Here is a 20,904-nt window from a genome sequence, read left to right as displayed (position 1 = left end):
TTTATTTCGGGGTCGATTAGAATCGAGAGCAATATATGAACCGTGCAAAGGAAGCTTGAGTGAACCAATACGTCATTTTTTACGATGCCGAGCGGGCGGAGTTGTTCGAATCGGACATCAAGGCTCTGCTGCCGGTTGAATCCTGTGAGTTTGTGGCTTATGACGGTCAACGACTGGATGATTACCAGCCCGACTCCCCCGTGTTGTTCTGGTTGAGTGACGACGCCCTTTATCAATTATTACCCTTGGCCTCGAAGCAGGGCTGGACCATCGGGTTCATTCCTCATCCGGAAATGAACCGCATTCACCGCAGTTTCTCGATTCCGAAAAATCCGGCGGAAGCTGTGGAAGACATTCTGTCAGTGGAAGTGCCGGTGTCGGCGGATTTGATGTATTGCAACCACCATCTGGTTTTGAACTCGGTGATGCTTGGCAACCCCGATATGATGAAACCGGCGGCGCTGGTGGATGAAAGCGTTTGGTGTAAGCTCAAAAATTTGTTGTTGCTGGTGTTCAGCCTGAAAAAAATGTGCCTGTTACCCTATAAGATGGTCACGGCTAAAGAGACGGTGGTCAATACCGCGGCTTTGGGCATTTCCGTGGTGTACCGGCCGAGTGCCAGTGAGTTCACCAAACGGGTGGTGGGGGAAACCGAGCAAGACGAAGCCACGCTGAATGCGGTCATACTGGCACCGCGTAGCATGTCGGAGGTACTGCATTTTCTGCTGACCAAAGTCTTGCCGAAGCGGGTGGTGTCGAAAGGTGTGCTCGCCGGGTATTTGGGGCATATTAAAACCGAAAGCATCAGTCTGTCCGGTTCCGGTCAATTGGATTTCAGTATCGACGGACAATATTTCAATGCGGAGAAAGTGGATGTGGTGGTGGAACCGGATGCGTTGCAGATTCTCAGCAGCCATTTGCCGGAAAAAATCAGCCATAAGGACTTGAAAGAATCGGTGCGGGTGGCGCGTCTGCCGAAAGGCGAGGCGGTCAAAGCCCTTGCGAATCGACCGTTTCCCCTGATCCACCATGCGGATCAGGAGGAAATTAAGGAGGTCTTTTTGACCTTGCGCGAAAACGCCCAGGCCTCGGAATCCTATAAAGTGTTGATGGTCCTGGCGACCTTGCTGGCCACGGTGGGGCTGTTCGCGAATTCGGCCCCGGTCATCATCGGCGCGATGATTCTGGCGCCGTTGATGGCGCCGATTATTTCCCTGTCGATGGGCGTGCTGCGCCAGAATGTCGATTTGGTGACCGAAAGCGCCAAAACACTGGGCGTGGGGATTTTATTGGCGCTGTTTTTCGGCACGCTGCTGACGGTGATTACCCCGCTCAGTAGCGTGAATCATGAAATCAGTGCACGTCTGAGCCCGACCTTGTTGGATTTGGGTGTCGCTATCATTTCCGGTATTGCCGCGGCTTATGCCAATGCTCGTTCCGAAGTGGCGAAAAGTTTGGCCGGTGTGGCCATCGCCGTGGCCTTGGTGCCGCCGTTGGCGGTGTCGTCTATCGGCATCGGTTGGTGGGATTGGCCGGTGTTCTGGGGTGCTTTCCTACTGTTCATGACCAACTTGGCGGGTATCGTTTTGGCGGCGGCTGCGACCTTTTTGGTGTTGGGGTTCAGTCCGTTTCAATTGGCGAAAAAAGGCTTGTTGCTGTCGCTGGCATTTGTGGCGATGGTGAGTATTCCATTGGTGTTTGCCTTCAGTAGTTTGGTGCAGGAGCAGCAGGTGGCTTCGGCGCTGAAAGATTTTCAGATGGAAGGCATTGTCTTGAAAGATGTCAAAATTCGCAGTGGCGAGCCGATGTTGGTGTCGGCCAAACTGGTGTCGGATCATTCATTGCGGGATGCGCAAATCGAAGCGGTAAAACGGGAAATCGAAACTCGGTTGGGCACGGAAATTCAGTTAGAAGCGATTACGGCGGTGGTGAAGTAGACATAAAAAAACCTGCGCGAGGCAGGTTTTTTATTGGATGATGAAACGAACGTCTTAGCCGTTTTGGGCGGCCAAGGCTTTACGCTTTTTCTCAATCAAGTTGTGGATGATTGGAGACATCATCAAGTCCATGGCTTGTACCATGTGAGAACCGTTGCACACCAAAGTAGTGTCGTTCTGTAGGAACGCGCCCGGGATTTTGTCCTTGATGGCATTCAAATCGACGTCTTGGTGTCTGACGTGGCAGATGATCAAGGAATCTTCAGGAGCCGGTCCCATCGGCGCATCGTCCGACATGGTGGAGAACGGATCGGAGGTATCGATCAACGGTACACGGTGGAAGTTGATGTGTGTACGGTGGAATTGTGGCACGATGGTTTCGATGTAATCCGGCATACGCTCTAAAATGATGTTGCGAACTTGCTCAACCGAGTATGGACGCTCGGACGTGTCACGGTAGATTTTCTGCATCCATTCGATGTTGATGGATGGTGCCACACCGATGCCCAAGTCAACGTATTGCGCGACATTGTGCATGCCTTCTTCCGGACCGTGATCCATACGCTTGACCATGCCGTGCAGGCCTTCGTAGAACAGGATGTCTGTGCCTTCCGGAATCGGTTCCCAAGGGGTGAATTCACCGGAAGAGAAGTTGGTGCCCAGGCGTGCATTGTGCTCGTCCGCTTCTTCATCGCTGTGGATGTAGTAACGACGTTTACCGGTACCGTTTTCTTTGTATTCTTTGAACAAAGCTTCCAGTTCGCCGAATTCGTTGGCTTTTTCGGAAAAGTGTGTCAAGACCGGACCGCCATTGGCTTTGGATTCCGCCACTTTTTCTTTCATCTCGGCACGGTTGTATTTGTGGTAGCTGTCGCCTTCCACAATCGCCACATTCAATTTTTCACGCTCAAAGATTTTTTCCACAGCGCGTTTTACAAATGATGTTCCGGCTCCTGAAGAACCGGTCACTGTAACAATTGGATGCTCTACTGACATTGATGTGTCTCCTATTGTTTTATTTACACAGTCGTGTAAATCGACCCTTTTTAGGGTCTTTCTAAAGTTTAAAAATAAATTTCGGCTATTAAAAACGATTTATACCGTTTTGTTAAAGATGAAATTTTGACCGTTTTGTGACATTCAAAGAATCGGGTTAAACGTCGATATTCTCTGCCTGAAGGGCATTGGATTCGATGAATTCACGTCGGGGTTCCACTTCATCCCCCATTAAGGTGGTAAATACCTGGTCAGCCTGAATCGCATCAGAAATTGTCACTTGCAAGAGTCGTCGTGCTTCGGCATTCATCGTCGTTTCCCATAGCTGCTCCGGGTTCATTTCACCCAGACCTTTGTAACGTTGAATGCTTTGGCCGCGTTTTGCCTCAGCGAGTAGCCAATCCATGGCATCTTTGAAGTGTGAAACCGCTTCTTGTTTTTCGCCGCGTTGAATATAAGCCGTATCGCTCAGTAGCCCTTTCAGTTCGGTGGCCACCTTCGCAATCTGTTCATATTCCGCCGCGGCAAAGAAGTCCTCGTCATATATCTGCGAACTCAGTGTGCCGTGCTCACGTTGTTGCAGTCTCAATTGAAATTTCGTTTCGCCTTGTAAAGCCGGTTCAACTTGCAGTTGGTATTCGACTTTCTGGTTCTCGCCGATGGCTTTCAAGCGCGGCAAGGCTTCGGCTACCCATTTTTCACAGGCGGCATGGTCGTTCAGCATGGCGACATTGACCGACTCCAGATCCAGCATCAATTCCAGGAAGGTTTTGCTGAAACGTCTGGCTAAACGGTCGATGATACGATTGGTCTGCAGGAAGCTTTTCGCCAGGTTTTCCAGCGCCAGTCCTTGAATCCCCGGAGCGTCTTTCGCGGTGTACAGCGCCGCACCGTCTAATGCCGATTGCAGCAGGTAGTTTTCCAGTTCCGCATCGTCTTTCAAGTAGGCTTCCTGTTTGCCTTTCTTGACTTTGTAGAGGGGCGGCTGGGCGATGTAAATGTAACCGCGCTCCACCAACTCCGGCATTTGACGATAGAAAAACGTCAACAGCAGGGTGCGGATGTGGGAACCATCGACGTCGGCATCCGTCATGATGATGATGCGATGGTAGCGGAGTTTGTCCGGGTTATAGTCTTCATGACCGATCCCGCAGCCCAAAGCGGTAATCAAGGTGCCGACCTCAGCGGAGGCCAGCATCTTGTCGAAACGGGCCTTTTCAACGTTGAGGATTTTCCCTTTCAACGGCAAAATGGCTTGGGTGCGTCGATCGCGCCCTTGCTTGGCGGAACCGCCGGCGGAGTCACCCTCCACCAGATACAGTTCCGACTTCGCTGGGTCTTTTTCCTGACAGTCGGCCAGTTTGCCTGGCAGACCGGCGATGTCCAAAGCGCCTTTACGGCGAGTCATTTCACGGGCTTTACGCGCCGCTTCACGGGCGCGGGCCGCGTCGACGATTTTGGCGAAAACCGACTGGGCGTCTTTCGGGTTTTCCAACAGGTATTCGGCCAGCTTCTCATTCATGGCGGTTTCCACCGCGGACTTCACTTCGGAAGACACCAACTTATCTTTGGTTTGAGATGAGAATTTCGGATCGGGCACTTTGACCGAAATCACCGCGGCCAGGCCTTCACGGGCATCGTCACCGGAAACGTTCATCTTGTATTTCTTGGTCAAGCCTTCTTTCTCGGCATATTGGTTCAATGTCCGAGTCAAAGCGGCACGGAAACCGGATAAGTGCGTCCCGCCGTCGCGTTGCGGAATGTTGTTGGTAAAGCAGTAAATGGCTTCCTGATAGGCTTCGGACCACTGCATCGCCACTTCCACCGTGATGTCGTCTTTGACGGTGGAGAAATAGAACACTCTTTCGTTGATCGGCGTTTTGTTGGTGTTGATGTAGTCGACAAACGCCTGGATGCCGCCGTCGAATTGGAAGGTTTCATGGCGGTCATCACGTTTGTCGATCAATTCGATGTGAACGCCGGAGTTCAGGAACGACAGCTCGCGCAAACGTTTTAACAGGTAATCGAAGCTGAATTCGGTTTGAGTGAAGGTTTCTTTGCTTGGCAGGAAGCGGATTTCGGTACCGGTCTCGCTGGTATCTTCCACCGCTTCAAGCGGTGCGTCCGGCACCCCGTGGCGATAGGTCTGTTTCCAAACATGGCCTTCGCGTTTGATGGTCAAATGCAATTCTTCGGACAAGGCGTTGACCACGGAGACCCCAACCCCGTGCAGACCACCGGAAACCTTATAGGAGTTGTCGTCGAATTTACCCCCGGCGTGAAGCACGGTCATAATGACTTCGGCCGCTGAAACACCTTCTTCTTCGTGCAAGCCGACCGGAATCCCTCGTCCGTTATCGGATACGGAGACCGAGCCGTCGGTGTGGATGGTGACGATGACCTTGTCACAGTGTCCGGCCAAGGCCTCATCGATCCCATTGTCGACCACCTCGAACACCATGTGGTGCAAACCGGTTCCATCGTCTGTATCGCCGATGTACATCCCCGGACGCTTACGAACCGCATCCAGTCCTTTCAGGACTTTGATCGAGGAAGAATCGTATTCTGCTGGTTGAATCGGATTTTCAGCTTCTTGAGTCATAAATGAGTATCTTCACATTGTTGTTTTTATGGGGTTAAGGTGCAAAATTAGCCAAGCAATTTTACCACAAATTGTGTTTTTTTGTAGCGCTTAAGAGAGGCGGCCGTTTTGCGATTTAAGTGGTTGATTTATTAGATAAATAAAAAGGCTGAAAAAAACGACTTTCGGCAACGGATTGAGTTGGGATATTCAGCGGAGTGAAAAGTGAAAAACGCCCAGGCCTGGGCGTTTTGGCCTAACGGGTTTCATGTGAAACATGCCCGTGGGTTTAAAACTTAACGACAGGGTTTGGCGTCGGCTTTGTCGAACATTTTCTTGAAGGCGGCGCGACGCTTGGCGGCTTGCACGTAATCTTCCGGTTGCGCTTGAATCAGGTAAATGGCATTGCCTTTAGCGCGATCCGCTTGGGTAAATTGAGGTGTTTGCGGGTCGTCCACCACCACCGGGCTGACAACGGCGATTTTCAAAGCCGGATCCAGATGTTTCAGCGCCGAGGCGGTGCCGAGAAACTCGTCGCTGTGGAAGGCGCCGTTCAAATGGATGACCTGGGCACCGGGATTATGCTGCAAGGCGTTGAAAATCGATTCCGCCATGGTGTTGTCGCGCACCAACTGCGCCAGATAGGCCGGATTATGTTCCGGGTCGGCAGTCGATTGATCGGATTGTCCATGGCGGGATTTTGCCAGAAACGCCGCGAATTTGTCCGCATAGGCCGGGTCGCTGTAAAAGGCTTGTTGGGCAATTTGCTGGCGTTCCGCCTCGGTCAACTTGGCGAGATAGGCCTGGCCTTGTCGTCCCACGCAACGGACGGTTTGGGCTGGCGCATTGGCGGCGATAACCGGCAGGAAATACTGTTTGGCGAATTCGATAATCGGCCGATAACTGCCGGCGTAATTCGACCAGGCTGGGGCTTCTTCAATCAAGGTTTTTTCACCGATTTCGCCGTCCAGATAACGGTTTAATATGGTTTGTTGGTCGCGATTGAACTGTTCCAGCGACACCACCTGATTCGAGCGTTGCTGATACAGCTTCGCTTGCAATTGGGCTTCAAGCAGATGCGAGGCCTGATTGCCGTGGAATTCGCCGATAAAGACCACATCCACGTCTTTTAGAGATTCCACCAAAGCCTGAAGCGAAATGGGCTGACCGCGGGCGCTGTCGATGAGTTGATAGTCATACAGCGTTGTCAGCGGCGGCAGGGTGGTGTCTGGCTCGGATGACGGTTTGGGCGCCGACGTTGAGCAAGCGCTCAACAACAGCGCGCCGGTGAGGACGAAAAGGGAATAGACGTTTGAGCGAAAGCTCATTGAAACCCTATTTCGGCGTAAAGGTGAATTTTTGCCCGGCCAGCGACGCTTCGTACATCAACCCGCCTTTGGCGATAATGAAGGTCGCCATGCCGCGATAATAGTCGGCGGAGGTGCGAGCATTGTTTTGCCCGCCGCTGACAGAAGCGCCGGTGCCTTTGGTGCCGGCTTCGGCCGATGCACCGGCGGTGATGGCCACCACCGCGGCTTGCGCGCTGAATTCAAAGTTGCCGCTGGTGAATTCGTCATAGGCACGTTGGTCTTCAAAGAAGATGATTTGGCTGTAAGCTTGACCGCCCAGCTGAAAGCCGACGGAAGCCTGCGCCATGCTGGTGGTGCCCATGTATTTGTGGTGTTTGTACACACGCCCTTCGCCGTAAGCACCGCCGACGATAAAGCCGCCTTTACCGATGGTCGGGAAAACGGCATAGCCATAGGCGCTTTTGAAATAGGGTTGCGGCGCTTCGGCTTCGCGGAACATATTGACGGTTTCGCGGTATTCATCTGCCCAGGCCTGGGCAGAAACGCCCAATGCGCTTAATAAAAACACGAATGGAATTAGAAAATGACGCATGATGGTATCCTTTCAACGATGAAATCGTTTCTTATTCAGTTATGGGTATTATCCGAATCCCGATGACGAAACACAACTGGAAAGTCTGAAAACCTTATGGAGATAGGGTGGTGACAGGGAACGAGACAGGAGAGATGGGTAAAAACGCCCAGGCCTGGGCGTTTTCAGAGAACTTAAATCAATCCCCGCGCATGGCAAGGAATGACTTCATAGCGCAGTTTGACCCTGGGAACCGCTTCTTTCAAGTGTTGCAAAACACTCGGGTAATCGGCCAGGGTGGTTTGGATGTCCAACACCATTTTCACCTGATAACCGGAGACCTTTTCATGGGTGTTCTGCAAGGTTTGCTGCTGGTGATAGGATTTCACCTCATACAGATGAAACGGCACCGCCGGATTATAGGTCAATAATTGATCCGTCAAATCATGGTGCCATTTGCGGTCGATGATCAATTGCAGACGAACCGCGTCCTGTGCATGAGTCGAGTGAGTCATGGCGTTCATTCCGTCACCTCCTTGGCCGGTTTCATATCAAGCGACCCCAAGCCGAATCGGCGATAGATGATCGGCAGAATCATCAGGGTCAACAGGGTGGATGTCATCAGGCCGCCGATGACCACGATGGCCAAGGGGCGCTGAATTTCCGAGCCGGGGCCGGTGGCGAGGACCAGCGGTACCAACCCCAGCGCGGCGATGGAGGCGGTCATCAGAACCGGGCGCAGTCGTCGCAAGGCACCTTCCACCACCGCCTCGGAGATGGCCAAACCGTTGGCAATCAATTGGTTGAAATAACTGATCATCACCACGCCGTTCAAGACCGCGATGCCGAGCAGGGCGATGAAACCGACCGAGGCCGGGACCGACAAATACTCGCCGGTGATCCACAGTGCCAGGATGCCGCCGATCAGAGCGAACGGAATATTGACCAACACCATCAAGGCTTGTGTCATCGACTGGAAGGTACTGAACAGAATAATGAAAATCAGCACCAGTGCGATGGGCACCACCACGCCGAGTTTGGCGGCGGCGCGTTGCTGGTTCTCGAACTGACCGCCCCACTCGAAGTAATAGCCGGCCGGCACGTTCATGGCCGCCGCTTCCAGTTTGGCGTCTTCCACAAAACTGACCAGATCGCGTCCCGAGACGTTGGCGATGACGGTGGCGTAGCGTTTGCCTTGCTCACGACTCACCGAGACCGGCCCGGAGATTTCTTCCGCGTCGACCAACTGATTCAACAGCACGGTGCGCCCGTCGGCCAGACTGATGGGTTGTTGCAGCATTTCGATTTTGGATTGCTTGGTGGTTTCGGGGCCGCGGATAATGAGCGGCGTTTGACGAATGCCTTCGTAAATGATGCCCACCGGTAACCCTTCCACCTGAGTGCGCAGCAATTCTTCGACATCGGCGACGGTCAGGCCTAAACGCCCGGCCATCAGACGATTCACCTTCAATTGCAGGTAACGCGACCCTTCATTACGCGGGGTGTAAACGTCCACCGCACCCGGTAAAGTCTTGACGCGCTCCACCAGCGTATCGGCCAGTTGGTTCAGGGTGCCCTGCGATTCGCCGAAAATCTTGATGGCGATGTCGCCACGCGCACCGGTCAGCATTTCGTCCACCCGCATTTGAATCGGTTGGGTAAAGGCGAAATTAATGCCCGGGAATTGCTGTTCCATCACCGTACGAATCGCGTCGATCAGTTCTTCTTTGGTGTCCATGCGCCACTCGTCTTTCGGTTTCAGGACCATAAAGGTGTCGGTGTCGTTCAAACTCATCGGGTCTAAGCCCAGTTCATCCGAGCCGACGCGCGCGACGATGCGGGTGATTTCCGGGACTTCGGCCATCAGTTTTTTCTGGATGCGTAAATCCATACGCACCGTTTCTTTCAGGCCAATCGACGGGATTTTTTCGACTTGCAGAATGATGTTGCCTTCGTCCATTTGCGGCATGAAGGTTTTCCCGACCTGAGTATAGACAAAGCCAGCGAACGCCAAGGCACCGACGGCCAAACCGATAACCAGCTTGTCGTGGGCCAGACTCCACATCAACGCCGGGCGATAGACGCCGGTCAGTTTGCGAATCAACCAAGGCTCTTGATGGGACGGTTTGCCCAAAATGAATGAAGCCAGAGTCGGAATCACCGTCAGGGAAAGCAGCAAGGAACTGCCGAGTGCGAAGATGATGGTCAACGCCACCGGCACGAACAGTTTGCCTTCCAAGCCTTCCAGTGTCAGCAATGGCAGGAAGACGGTCATGATGATCAGAATCCCCGACACCACCGGCACCATCACTTCCTGCAAGGCGCGGTAAATCAGATGCAGTTTCGGCAAACCGGCGCGGTCTTTTTCCTGAGTGGTGACGATGTTTTCCACCACCACCACGGCGGCATCGACCAGCATCCCCACCGCGATGGCCAAGCCGCCCAACGACATAAGGTTGGCCGACAGGCCGTACAGGTTCATCAGAATAAACGTCATCAATGCCGACAGCGGTAGAATCAACGCGACGGTGACGGCGGCGCGGATATTGCCCAGGAACAACAGCAACACCAGCACCACCAGAATCACCGCTTCCACCAAGGCTTTGGAAACGGTGTAAATCGCACGATCCACCAAAGCGCTTCGGCTGTAGAACGGATTGATGCTGATGCCTTGCGGCAGGGCGGGTTTCAGTTCTTCAAGCCGATCCGTTACGCCCTGAATGACGTCCTTGGCGTTGGCACCGCGCAGAGCGATGACCAAGCCTTGAACCGCTTCACTTTCACCATTGGTGGTGACGGCCCCGTTACGATACAGGGAATCGATTTTGACATCGGCAAGGTCTTTGACCGTGACCGAGACCTCGTTCTGATAGGAAACCACGATGTTTTCGATGTCTTCGACCGAGGTCAAGTTGCCTTCGGTCCGCACCAACAGCACTTCTTCCCCTTGGTTCAGACGACCGGCCCCGTCGTTCTGGTTATTTTGACGCACGGCGTCGGCCAGCTCGGAAAGTGTGATTTCATAGGCTTGCAGTTTTTCAAAGTTGGGTTGCACGCTGAACACTTTGACGAAACCGCCCAGCGAGTTGACGTCCGCCACGCCCGGCACCGAACGCAGTGCGGGACGAATTACCCAATCCAGCAAACCACGTTTTTCCTGGTTGTTGAGAGTGTCACCGTCGATGGTGAACATGAAGACGTCACTTAACGGAGTCGACAAGGGAGAAATCCCGCCCGACACGCCGGCGGGTAAATCGACATTGCCGAGTCGTTCCGCGACCTGTTGGCGGGCCCAGTAGACATCGGTGCCTTCTTCGAAGTCCAGTGTGATGTCGGCAATGGCGTATTTCGCCAGCGAGCGCAGGCTGGTTTGGTTCGGAATGCCGAGCAATTCCATTTCCAGCGGTGCGATGATGCGTTGCTCCACTTCATTGGGGGTCATGCCCGGCGCTTTCAAAATGATTTTCACCTGTACCGGCGAGACGTCCGGGAAGGCGTCGATGGGCGTTTTCTGGAACGCCATCCAGCCGCCGGAGACGATGCCGAAAATCAGCAACACCACCAGCATGCGCTGAGTGAGGAAAAATTGAACGATGCGATTCATTTATTCGCCTCCTTCGGCCGTTTCCAGAAGCCCTTTGACGGCCGCGGTGCTTTCAATCAAGAGTTCGGCATTGGCCGGCAAAGGTGCGGCGGTGGTGAAATACAAGCGATCACCGGTGATGTTTTTCACCTCAATCGGCAGCACTTGAATGCGGGTGCCTTGGTGCAGGTAAACCACGTCCTGGCCGTCGTAACGGCTGATGGCACCGCGCGGGATGACGTACAGCGGCGTATTCGGCTCGGCTTCAAACAGGAAGCTTAAAGTCACCAACTGGCCGGGACGCAACTGATGGTTTTCATTCGTGAACTCGATGTGGACGTTCATGGTTTGCGTCATCGGGTCGCTGAAATTGGGGATGTATTCGATTTCACCCACCAAGTCCAAAGAGACCAGTTGTGCTTTCTGCTTAAGCGAAAGTTGGTTGGCGGCTTGAAGCGGCACGCGTGACTCCACCACGATCGGTTCGATTTGGCCGATGGAGATAATCGCTTGATTGGTGGTCAGGCGTTGCCCCACTCGGATTTGCAAATCGAACAGTTCGCCATCCACCGGCGCGGTGATTTGCACCACGGCGGGCTGCAATTTATGGCTTTTTTCCAAGGCGTCGATGGCGTTTGGCGCCATGCCAAGTAAAGCCAAATCTTGACGTTGCTGGCGTTGAATCTGCCGGATTTTTTTCAGGTCCGCTTCCGCCAACTGGTATTTCTTGGCGGAGACCACGCCGGTCTTCATCAGCTTGGCGGCTCGGTTCAGTTCCGACTGCGCCGCTTGCAGGTCCGACAGGGTGTTGAGGTAGTTTTTCTGGGCGTTCAACAACTCCGGGCTTTGCAATTCGGCAATGACCTCCCCGGTCTGAATCGGGCCGTGGATGTGAATGATTTTGGTCACCAGGCCGGACAAAGGAGCCGTCACCAAAAACGTCTGGTTGGGTGGAATGATGGCTTCACCCGGGTAAGTCACGCCCGGATAGGCACTGACCTGTTCGACCACGGCGGATTGAAAACCGAGCGAGGCTTGTTTCTCGGCACTGACCTCGATGGACGCGGCCGAGGCGGTTTGCCAGAACAGCACGGCGCCGAGTGAAACGGCTCCGAGGCTCAGGGTACGAAAAGCGGATGTCAGGGATTGGATGGATGGCTTCATTTCAGGCGAACTCCCAAGGCTTGATTCAGGTTGGCGATGGCTTCCAGGCGGTTCAGCCGGGCCAGTTTAAAATTCAATTTGTCTTCAAAATACTGTTGCTTCATCTGCAAGAGGTTCTGGATGGAGGTTTCCCCTTCTTGATAGGCCGTTTGCGCCAAGCGCATGGCTTCTTCCGCTAAGGCATTTTGCTCGGCGGCCAGTGTTTCGTTTTTTTGTGCGGCTTGCAGGCTTTGGCGTGCCTGGAATTGATCCATTTCCAGCTGCTGCTTCACGCGGGCCAGCGCCATTTGGCTTTGTGAAAGCTGCTGGCGTTGTTCGGCAATGCGCGTCGGAGCCATTGGATTACTACCGATGGGAATGCGAATTTCGGCGATGAGAATATTGTTGTCGGCGGTTTGGTCGTCGCGTTCATTTTTCGCCGCCAAATACAAATTCGGGTTGCTGTGGCGGCTGGCTTCAACCAAATCCAGGCGCGCTTGTTCGGTTTTCTGACGAGCGGCCAGGGATTGCACGTCCGGATGGCTGTCGAGCTCCGGTGCAGACGCCACCAAGGTTTCTGCCAAAGGCGAGGGCAACTCGGTTTGTTGTGTCCAGAATTGGTAATGCTGCAGCGCGACGTCATAATCGGCCTGTAATTGCGTCAGGCGTTTTTCCGCGTCATAAAGGGATTTCTGCGCCAGCAGCAAATCGAATTTCGGGCTTTCGCCGGCGTCGACTTTTTGTTGCACCAAATCCACCAGGGCCTGGGTTTGTTGCAGGTTTTTGCGACCGAACTTCAGGCGCATGGCGGCTTTTTTGGCTTGCCACACCACTTGACGGAGTTGCTTGGAAGCCATCAACGCCAATTGCGCCTGCCCGGCTTGGGTTTGCTGTTGGTAGCCGTCGCCGATGGCTGACTGATGACCGGACTGACCGGGCCACCAAATCGGGAAGGTGGCGCCGCCTTCCCAGGAACGGAAGCCCTGGTCGCCGGTCAAACCGTCGTTTTCGTGCTTCAAGTTCAGTTCGACTTCTCCGGGAATCCAGCTGTCCGCGGCCTGACGATTGGCGTTCGACAAGGCTTGATAGTCGCTCAGTTGTTGTGTTTCCGGCAATTTGGCCATGACGTTGGGCAGCAATTCGCCATACGTCACCGCCCAGCCGAAAGAGGAGTAGGCACTCAGCCCCACCAGTAACCAAAACGCTTTCATAGTTCACCCTATGGTTGATTGAATGACGCTATCTTAGAAAAGGAAACTGAATTGAAGCTGAAAAAACGAAAAAAGTTCAAAAAAGCCAACGGCCCGGTGAAGAAGGGCTTAATCACGATAATCGCCAGGCCTGGTGATTTTGACGATTCAATCGGGGGTTACTTAAGAGGTTACTTAATGACTGGAAAAATGCATGTGATCGTCGTTGCCCCATTTTTTCAAAGCGGCTTCGGCGGCGTCGATGGCGTTGTCCGGTAGCGCCAGAAAGGTGCGGGCGTGTTCGAAACTCTGTTGCAGCTCTTCGGTCATGTAATGGTCCGAAAAGGTTTTGAACACCAGGTAGTTGGCGACCTGAATGAGGGCGACCATTTTGGCGACGTTCGGCGCATAGGCTTGTACGCTTTCCAGTTCGTTCTGGTGATGCAGCAGCAAGGATTTGCTGAGCAAATCGCTGAGGTGCCAGCGCCGGGCAATGACGCTGCCGACAAAGGTATGCGCCGTTTGATAATGTTCGAATTCGGCCTGGTAGCCGCTGAAAGGTTCGTTGAGCTGGGCGTTCAGGTAGGTTTCGGCATAATGGTCGAAGTCATGACGCATGATGAAGATGGCGCCGATGTCCTGCATAAAAGCAACTAAATAGGCTTCGGTGCGGTCGATTTCATTCACCCAATAAGACAGTTCTGCCGCGGCCAGGCCGGAGCGCATGCTGTGGAGAATGATTTTGCGGTCTTGGTCGCTGGTAGGCAGCTGCTTTTTGAGGTAGGTGCTGAGAAACAGGTGTTGGATTTCCTGCAAGCCCAGCAGGTTGACCGCCGCCAGAGGTTCGAGAATAAGATCGTCCTGCGGCCGGTTCAGAACCTTGTTGGTCAGGCTGAGGAAATCGCCGAGCAGTTCCGGGTGTTTGGAAATCAAATGGGCGATGTCGCTGGCATTGGGTTGCTCGGCGCCCATGAGTTCTTCGAGCTGGTAGATTTCCGGCGGCACCGTTTCCACTTTGATTTGCTGGATGAGTTGGGTGGCCTGATCCATCCCGAGCTTCATTTCGATTTTCATGTCGCTTCTCCTCAACACCTGGCATCATCATAGCCGAAGCCGATGGTCTGTCAAAGCAAAATTGCCAACCGCCGCCCGGAAGCGGCTCTAAAAGGTCAAAGTGACTTTCAAGCCGCCGTGCTTGGACGTATCGAACTGTGTCGTAATGTTATAAGCCTCGGCAATCTGTTTGACGATGGACAGCCCAATGCCGTGACCGTCCACCGATTCGTCCAAGCGGTGACCGCGGGTTTGGATGGCGTCGAGTTGTTCGGTGGGCACGCCGTCGCCATTGTCTTCGATAATGACGGTCGGTTGCATGTCGGAGTGAATGTCGATAAAGACTTCGCCGTGACCGAACTTGGCGGCGTTATCGAGCAAATTGCCCAGCAGTTCGAAGCCGTCTTCCTTCTCCATCGGTAAATGTGCGTCGGGTGTGTCCGCCCCCTTGAGTTGGAAGCGGGTTTGCGGGTACAGCTGCTGTAAGGAGTCCATCAAATCCGGTAGATGCTCGGACAGCGAAAAGGGTTGGACCGAGAGGGTGTCCGAGGCAAGGCGGGCTTTTTGCAGTTCGCTCTCGATTCGGGCGTGGATTTTCTGTGCCTGATCTTTCAAGGTGGCTTTCAGTTCGGCGTGCGGCGTCAGCGCCGGGTCTTCCAATAACTGGTAAATGAGGTTCAGCGGCGTTTTCAGGCTGTGCGCCAGATTGGCATTGGACTGTCGCGATTTCTGCAATTGGGTGCTGGCGCTGAGAATGGCCTGATTGAGGCTGTTGATCAGTTCGCTGACTTCCGAGGGATAATCGGCCGGGTCCAATTGTGTCGCTTCACCTTTTTGCAGATTGGCGAGAGCCACCTGAATCGGTTCCAGACGTTTGAAGCCTTTGCGCAGTAAATGTCGTTGACTCAAATACAGTAAAGCCAATGTAATCAAAGCAAACAGGCCGACCATAATGTCGAAGACTTTTAAAGTGCGCTGAATGGGGCTGTGGTCTTCGGCGACGTACAGGATCATCGGTTGACCTTGGTAGTCGCCGACGAACCGCCGGACCAGAAGGGTGCTTTCCGCGGGCCCCTTGGTTTCATAATGGCTGATGGCGTACGGGCTTTTTTTGAGGTACAGCGGGTAATCGGTCAAAGAGAGCGATTTGAGTAAATGGTCGCCGAGCTGGATGACAAAGTAGTGTCCGGAGTCGGGTTGCGCGTAAATCGGGTTGATGGCGTCGTAATCGACTGCCGGCATCTGGTTGCCTTGACCGCTGCGGTTGAGGTGTTTTTCAATCGACAAGGTGTCGTGTTCCAAGCGCGTCAGGATGTAATCTTCGGTCAAGTGGTGAATGGTGAACACCGACAGCCACCAGAAAATCAGGAAAATCAGCAGGATGCTGGCGGCCAGCGACAGGTTGAGTTGTTTTTCGATGGATTTCATGTCGCGTCTCCCTGGCCGACAAAACGATACCCCTGGCCGCGCAGGGTCTCAATGGCTTCTTTGCCGAGGTATTGACGCAGTTTGCGAATGTAGACTTCAATGACATTGCTTTCGCGTTCGTGATTGTGGTCGCCGAGGCGTTGCATCAACTGGTCTTTGGAAAACACCCGGTAAGGTTGGTTGAAAAAAGTTTTCAACAGGGCGAACTCGGTTTTGGTCAGGGCGAAGGTGCCGTGCTCGGTTTTTAGTTCACGTCGGTTTAAGTCCAATTCAAAGCCGTTGACCTTGAGCTTATCGTCACGTGTTTGCGCCGGGCGTTTCAGGAGCACTTCGATGCGTGCCAGCAATTCTTCGAAATGGAAAGGTTTGCCGAGATAATCGTCGGCGCCCTTTTTCAATCCTTCCACGCGCTCTTGCCAAGTGTTGCGGGCGGTCAAAATCAGCACCGGTGTCGGGTTATGGGCGTCGCGCAGGGTTTCGAGTATCGCCAGCCCCGACTTTTTCGGCAACCCCAAGTCGAGAATAATGAGGTCGTAGTCGTATTCCTCCAGCAGATAGGCCCCTTCCTCTCCATCCAGTGCGGCGTCCACAATGTAACCCGCTTGGCTGAGGTTGGTTTTGAGGCGGTCGACCAACAGGACTTCATCTTCAACGAGCAGTAGTTTTTCCATAATATCCGTCACGGTGTTTCGCGTGTTTTCAGGGTGATGCCGACAAGGCAAATTTATAAAGTGCTTTTTTATTCTAAAGCTTTTTGAGGTGTTATGGCGAAGGATGTCTGACGGGACTCTGAAGAATAAAAATCGCCAGGCCTGGTGAATTTACGTTCTGGTTTCGGCGGAGATGCCGCCGTTGTCGATGTGCCAGCGGCGGGCGGTTTCCGGATTGAGGATGGGAATCAGGTCGTCGGCGGTGCTGGTGAGGATGTGCTGAATGTGCAGTAAGTCGAGCAGCTTTAACAGAGTTTCACGGTGCTTGGCGTCCAGTTCGGCCGGAAGGTCGTCGATGAGCATAATGACCGGCTTGCCGCTGTGTTTTTCGTACAGGCTGGCTTGCGCCAACAACAGGGCGCAGACAAACAGTTTTTGTTGGCCGCGGGATAAGGTCATCATTGCGTCCTGTCCGTCAAAGCGGAATTTGATGTCGGCACGATGGCTGCCGTATTGGGTGTGGCCCTGCAGGGCATCTTTTGGATAGTGTTCGTCCAGCAATTGGGTGTAACTGTCGGCGCTTTTCGGCCAACCGGGTTGATAATGGCAGGCCGGCTGGACGCTGATTTCCGGCATCAGCGCTTGGCAGAATTCCACCAGATAAGGCGTCAGATCGGTGATGTAGGCCGCGCGGATGCGGTCGATTCGCTCGGCGGTGTCGATGAGTTGTTGGTCCCACAAACGGGCCTGATTGGCCGGCAGTTTCCGTTTCAAGGCGTGGTTGCGTTGTTTCAGAGCTCGACGGTAGGTGCGCCAAAGGTGGATGAAATCGGCGTCATGGTGAAAACAGCCCCAGTCCATGAATTGGCGTCGGGCTTTCGGCCCTTCTTCCAAAAGACGGTGGCTTTCGGGGGTGAGGAGTTGCACCGGTAGTTTGGCGGCCATTTCCGCCTGGTTGCGCAGGGTTTCGCCGTCGACTTTCAGGGTTACTTTATCGGCGGCACGCGACAGGCCGATTTTATGGGCGCGCTCGCCGTCGGAAACTTCGCAAAACAGCACGGTTTCCGTTTGGCCTCGTTGGATAAGGTGTTCCGGTTTGGCGGTGCGGAAAGAGCGCCCGGAGGCCAGCACCCAGATGGCTTCGATCAAGGCGGTTTTCCCGGCGGCGTTGTCACCGACAATCACATTCAGACCGTCACCGAAGGCCAGGCAGGCCTGGTCGATATTGCGGAAATGACGAAGTTGTAATTGCTGGATTTTCGACACGACTCACGCTCGTGAAAAAGGGGGCTGGAACAAGATAAGACTGAGCGATTGTCCGGCGCCGGGAGGCGACGCCGGTCGGAAGACTAGAGACGCATCGGCATGATGACGTGCTGGCAATGGCAGGTTTCGTTTTGGGTGTCGACCATGCAACTGCTGTTGGCGTCTTTCATGTACAGGGTGACGGCTTCTTCGTGCATCGAATTCAGTACGTCCAACAGATAGTTGACGTTGAAGCCGATTTCCATTTCCGTACCGTTATAGTCAATCGCCATGTCTTCGTGGGATTCGTCCTGATCGGAGTTTTGCGCGTGTACCGCCAACAGGTTTTGCGTCAAGGCCAGGCGGATGCCTTTGAACTTGTCGTTCGACAGGATGGCGGCACGCTGTAACAGGCTGCGCAACAGTTCGCGGTCGGTTTGCACCAGTTGGTCGTTGTGTTGCGGCAAGACGCGTTTGAAGTCCGGGAAGCGACCGTCCACCAGTTTACAGGTGAACACGGTTTCTTCGAATTGGACGGTCAGGTAGTTTTTCGCCAGTGCGAAGGCAATCAGGTTATCGTCGTCGCCAATCAGTTTTTGCAATTCCAGCACGCCTTTACGCGGCAAAATCGCTTGGGTGGCGGTCAGCCCTTCGGTTTCCAATAAGGTGGAGCAGGTCGACAAGCGGTGGCCGTCGGTGGCGACGACGCGTAAGGTTTGGTTGCTGATGTCGAACAACATGCCGTTCAGGTAAAAACGGACGTCCTGGCTGGCCATGGCGAAAGCGGTATTGTGAATCAGTTGTTTCAATTGGTTCTGCGCCATGGAGAAGGACAATTCGGTTTGCGTCAAATCGATGGTTGGGAAATCGTCCGCTGGTAAGGTCGAGAGCTTGAAGCGGGAACGGCCGGCCGACAATTGGCAGCGCATTTCTTCAAACTCCAGCAAGATGGTCAGGCCGTCCGGTAGTGAGCGGACGATGCTGATGAGTTTCACCGCCGGCAGGGTGACGCTGAAATCGCCGTCGCTGCTTTCCAGCTCGGTCGTGGCACGGGTTTCGATTTCCAGATCCGATGCGGTCACGGTCAAGGTATTCTGGTTCACTTGAAACAGGATGTTGGCCAGAATCGGCATCGTTTGACGTTTTTCGACCACGCCGCCGACCGTTTGAAGAACTTTTAAAAGATTCTCGCGGGAAAGACTGATTTTCATCTCAATACCTTTGCAATATGAAGTTTGACGTTGGGTCTAATTATGCCAATATTTCCGACATTTATGTATAGAAACCCAAGAAAAATTTTAAATATTTTTACCAATGTTTTGACGGCGTTCGGCCGACCGAGTGTTCCGGTCTGTGAACGGCCTCAGTTCGTAATAATCCGAACCAGGCTGTTGAAGTCCTCTTCCACGCGGTGGTCGGTTTCTTTCAGTTCGTTGATTTTGCGCACCGCGTGCAACACGGTGGTGTGATCACGTCCACCGAACGCATCGCCGATTTCCGGCAGGCTGTGGCTGGTCAGCTCTTTAGAAATCGCCATCGCCACTTGACGCGGACGGGCGATGTTACGGGTGCGGCGTTTCGACAATAAATCGGCGACGCGAATTTTGTAATAGTCGGCTACGGTTTTCTGGATGTTTTCCAGGGTAATCATTTTTTGCTGCAGCGCCAACAAGTCTTTCAAGGCTTCTTTCGCCAGATCGACGGTCACCATCTGCTGGGTGAATTGCGCAAAGGCGCCGACCCGTTTCAAAGCGCCTTCCAAATCACGGACGTTGCCGCGCAAGCGCTTGGCGATGAAAAACGCCACTTCGTCCGGCAACAAGAAACCGAATTCGGCCGCTTTTTTCATGAGGATGGCGACGCGCATTTCGAACTCCGGCGGTTCGACGGCGATGGTCAAGCCCCAGCCGAAGCGGGATTTCAAGCGGTCTTCCAAACCGTCCACTTCCTTCGGAAAACGGTCACTGGTGAGGATGACCTGCTTATTGCCTTCCAACAGGGTGTTGAAGGTATGAAAAAACTCTTCCTGCGACTGTTCCTTTTTGGCGAAGAACTGGATGTCATCGATCAATAGGGCGTCGAGCGAACGGTAAAAGCGTTTGAATTCGTCGATTTTATTGTGGCGCAAGGCATTGACCATGTCGGCCACGAAACGCTCGGAGTGCAGATATACCACGCGGGAGTCGGGGTTGCGGCGAATCAATTCATTACCGATGGCGTGCATTAAGTGGGTTTTACCCAGGCCTACGCCGCCGTAAATGAAAAACGGGTTGTAGCTGCCGCCCGGGTTGTCGGCCACTTGGCGTGCGGCCGCGGCGGCCAGCTGGTTGGCTTTACCTTCTACGAAAGTGTCGAAGGTGAAATTGGTGTTGAGGTTGTGCTTGATGGATTTTTTGGTGCCGCTGTCGCCTTGGGTGCTCTTGGCTTGGGCGGCCGGTTCCACGTCTTGCTTGGTTTCCGGGGTTTCGCGCAGGGCCTGTGGAACCGAGCTCACTTCCGGTTCGTCGAAACTGTCGAGGGCGTAATCGCCGACTTCCAGCGTCACTTCCGGTGGATTGACCGGTGCGACCAGGCCGACGGCCTGTTTGATTTCACCGAAGAGTTTTTTATTCACCCAGTCCAGAATGAAGCCGGACGGCGCGACCAGACGAATACGTCGGGCGTCTTCCATGGCTTCCAGCGGGCTGATCCAGGTTTGCATCTGCTGTTCGTTCAGAACAGCTTCCAGTTGTTTTAAGACTTGTGGCCAAAGCGGTGTTGTCAAAACGAGTACCCATCCCCGTTCCGAGGAAAATGGAAAAAGGGGGAGCCTTTCCTCGGACGGATTTTATTCATTATTATGGTTGATTCATTTAAAACGCTCGGAAAACGTTTGTTCATGAAAGTGTGGCCGACCGGTTGGAAACCTTACCGAAACCGGCGGCAAAAGCGCGCCCATTCGGCGGCCAAAAAACTAACGGCGATTATACCTGTGAATAACTTTAAAAAACAGTCGTTGCCTGTGGATAACTTGTTGAGAAAGGGTGTGGATAAATCGGGTTGTAGTGATATTATTTTATTGAAATAATTCAATTTTTTATGGTTTTTAAAATTAAATAAAAAAATTCGAAGTCAGGGCATCTCGACTAACCGACGATGGATTCTGGCAACGCCAAATTTGTCAGATCAAGGCGTGAAGTTGAAGCAATGTTTAGACCTTGCAAAACTTCGCAACGCA

At 53.4% G+C, this 20,904-nt stretch carries 15 protein-coding genes; 1 reads left to right on the top strand and 14 read right to left on the bottom strand.

Annotated features, from left to right (window positions below; all coding sequences use genetic code 11):
* Positions 1-59 precede the first annotated feature (59 nt).
* Entirely contained in the window at positions 60-1,937 is a 1,878-nt protein-coding gene (locus EPV75_RS00075) for a DUF389 domain-containing protein (protein ID WP_128384039.1), read from the top strand.
* 54 nt (positions 1,938-1,991) lie between these two features.
* Here EPV75_RS00075 and EPV75_RS00070 read toward each other — a convergent pair whose 3' ends face one another.
* The 14 genes from EPV75_RS00070 to dnaA form a co-directional block, all read right to left on the bottom strand.
* Complete coding sequence (locus tag EPV75_RS00070; RefSeq protein ID WP_029939224.1) at positions 1,992-2,933, bottom strand: phosphoribulokinase; 942 nt, start codon at positions 2,931-2,933, stop codon at positions 1,992-1,994.
* Between the two features lie 157 nt (positions 2,934-3,090).
* Complete coding sequence (gyrB, locus tag EPV75_RS00065; RefSeq protein WP_128384038.1) at positions 3,091-5,535, bottom strand: DNA topoisomerase (ATP-hydrolyzing) subunit B; 2,445 nt, start codon at positions 5,533-5,535, stop codon at positions 3,091-3,093.
* Between the two features lie 275 nt (positions 5,536-5,810).
* The gene (locus tag EPV75_RS00060) at positions 5,811-6,842 is read right to left on the bottom strand and encodes a ChaN family lipoprotein (protein ID WP_128384037.1); all 1,032 of its coding nucleotides are present in this window, start codon (positions 6,840-6,842) and stop codon (positions 5,811-5,813) included.
* A gap of 7 nt (positions 6,843-6,849) precedes the next feature.
* Positions 6,850-7,416, bottom strand: a complete 567-nt coding sequence (locus tag EPV75_RS00055) for a lipid-binding SYLF domain-containing protein (protein ID WP_128384036.1) — start codon at positions 7,414-7,416, stop codon at positions 6,850-6,852.
* 173 nt (positions 7,417-7,589) lie between these two features.
* Complete coding sequence (locus EPV75_RS00050; protein ID WP_128384035.1) at positions 7,590-7,919, bottom strand: DUF3240 family protein; 330 nt, start codon at positions 7,917-7,919, stop codon at positions 7,590-7,592.
* Positions 7,916-10,999: an efflux RND transporter permease subunit gene (locus EPV75_RS00045; RefSeq protein ID WP_128384034.1), complete on the bottom strand. Its 3,084-nt coding sequence runs from the start codon at positions 10,997-10,999 to the stop codon at positions 7,916-7,918. Before EPV75_RS00045 ends, EPV75_RS00050 begins: the two co-directional genes overlap by 4 nt.
* The gene (locus EPV75_RS00040; RefSeq protein WP_128384033.1) at positions 11,000-12,142 is read right to left on the bottom strand and encodes an efflux RND transporter periplasmic adaptor subunit; all 1,143 of its coding nucleotides are present in this window, start codon (positions 12,140-12,142) and stop codon (positions 11,000-11,002) included. It lies immediately after the preceding gene.
* A complete protein-coding gene (locus EPV75_RS00035; RefSeq protein WP_128384032.1) occupies positions 12,139-13,332 on the bottom strand; it encodes a TolC family protein in 1,194 nt (397 codons plus the stop codon). The genes EPV75_RS00040 and EPV75_RS00035 overlap by 4 nt, the downstream gene beginning before the upstream one ends.
* 174 nt (positions 13,333-13,506) lie before the next feature.
* On the bottom strand, positions 13,507-14,385 hold the full coding sequence (locus EPV75_RS00030) for an HDOD domain-containing protein (RefSeq protein WP_051673480.1): 879 nt from the start codon (positions 14,383-14,385) through the stop codon (positions 13,507-13,509).
* Between the two features lie 87 nt (positions 14,386-14,472).
* Positions 14,473-15,792: a sensor histidine kinase gene (locus tag EPV75_RS00025; protein WP_128384031.1), complete on the bottom strand. Its 1,320-nt coding sequence runs from the start codon at positions 15,790-15,792 to the stop codon at positions 14,473-14,475.
* Positions 15,789-16,463 carry a response regulator transcription factor gene (locus tag EPV75_RS00020; protein WP_127119035.1) on the bottom strand — a complete coding sequence of 225 codons (675 nt, stop codon included), beginning with the start codon at positions 16,461-16,463 and terminating at the stop codon, positions 15,789-15,791. Before EPV75_RS00020 ends, EPV75_RS00025 begins: the two co-directional genes overlap by 4 nt.
* 150 nt (positions 16,464-16,613) lie before the next feature.
* Entirely contained in the window at positions 16,614-17,708 is a 1,095-nt protein-coding gene (recF, locus tag EPV75_RS00015; protein ID WP_128384030.1) for a DNA replication/repair protein RecF, read from the bottom strand.
* Positions 17,709-17,791: 83 nt separating this feature from the next.
* Positions 17,792-18,898, bottom strand: a complete 1,107-nt coding sequence (gene dnaN / locus EPV75_RS00010) for a DNA polymerase III subunit beta (protein ID WP_029939212.1) — start codon at positions 18,896-18,898, stop codon at positions 17,792-17,794.
* A gap of 152 nt (positions 18,899-19,050) precedes the next feature.
* A complete protein-coding gene (gene dnaA, locus EPV75_RS00005; RefSeq protein ID WP_029939211.1) occupies positions 19,051-20,451 on the bottom strand; it encodes a chromosomal replication initiator protein DnaA in 1,401 nt (466 codons plus the stop codon).
* Positions 20,452-20,904 lie beyond the last annotated feature (453 nt).

Source organism: Hydrogenovibrio thermophilus (assembly GCF_004028275.1).
GTDB classification, from domain to species: domain Bacteria; phylum Pseudomonadota; class Gammaproteobacteria; order Thiomicrospirales; family Thiomicrospiraceae; genus Hydrogenovibrio; species Hydrogenovibrio thermophilus.
Note: the sequence above shows the minus strand (reverse complement) of the source record. Positions and strands in the feature narration are given on the sequence as shown.

Bases quoted from the DNA above. Each gene is read 5' to 3' on its own strand.
- EPV75_RS00070 (WP_029939224.1), bottom strand. From the start codon at position 2,933: ATGTCAGTAGAGCATCCAATTGTTACAGTGACCGGTTCTTCAGGAGCC.
- gyrB (WP_128384038.1), bottom strand. From the start codon at position 5,535: ATGACTCAAGAAGCTGAAAATCCGATTCAACCAGCAGAATACGATTCT.
- EPV75_RS00060 (WP_128384037.1), bottom strand. From the start codon at position 6,842: ATGAGCTTTCGCTCAAACGTCTATTCCCTTTTCGTCCTCACCGGCGCG.
- EPV75_RS00055 (WP_128384036.1), bottom strand. From the start codon at position 7,416: ATGCGTCATTTTCTAATTCCATTCGTGTTTTTATTAAGCGCATTGGGC.
- EPV75_RS00050 (WP_128384035.1), bottom strand. From the start codon at position 7,919: ATGAACGCCATGACTCACTCGACTCATGCACAGGACGCGGTTCGTCTG.
- EPV75_RS00045 (WP_128384034.1), bottom strand. From the start codon at position 10,999: ATGAATCGCATCGTTCAATTTTTCCTCACTCAGCGCATGCTGGTGGTG.
- EPV75_RS00040 (WP_128384033.1), bottom strand. From the start codon at position 12,142: ATGAAGCCATCCATCCAATCCCTGACATCCGCTTTTCGTACCCTGAGC.
- EPV75_RS00035 (WP_128384032.1), bottom strand. From the start codon at position 13,332: ATGAAAGCGTTTTGGTTACTGGTGGGGCTGAGTGCCTACTCCTCTTTC.
- EPV75_RS00030 (WP_051673480.1), bottom strand. From the start codon at position 14,385: ATGAAAATCGAAATGAAGCTCGGGATGGATCAGGCCACCCAACTCATC.
- EPV75_RS00025 (WP_128384031.1), bottom strand. From the start codon at position 15,792: ATGAAATCCATCGAAAAACAACTCAACCTGTCGCTGGCCGCCAGCATC.
- EPV75_RS00020 (WP_127119035.1), bottom strand. From the start codon at position 16,463: ATGGAAAAACTACTGCTCGTTGAAGATGAAGTCCTGTTGGTCGACCGC.
- dnaN (WP_029939212.1), bottom strand. From the start codon at position 18,898: ATGAAAATCAGTCTTTCCCGCGAGAATCTTTTAAAAGTTCTTCAAACG.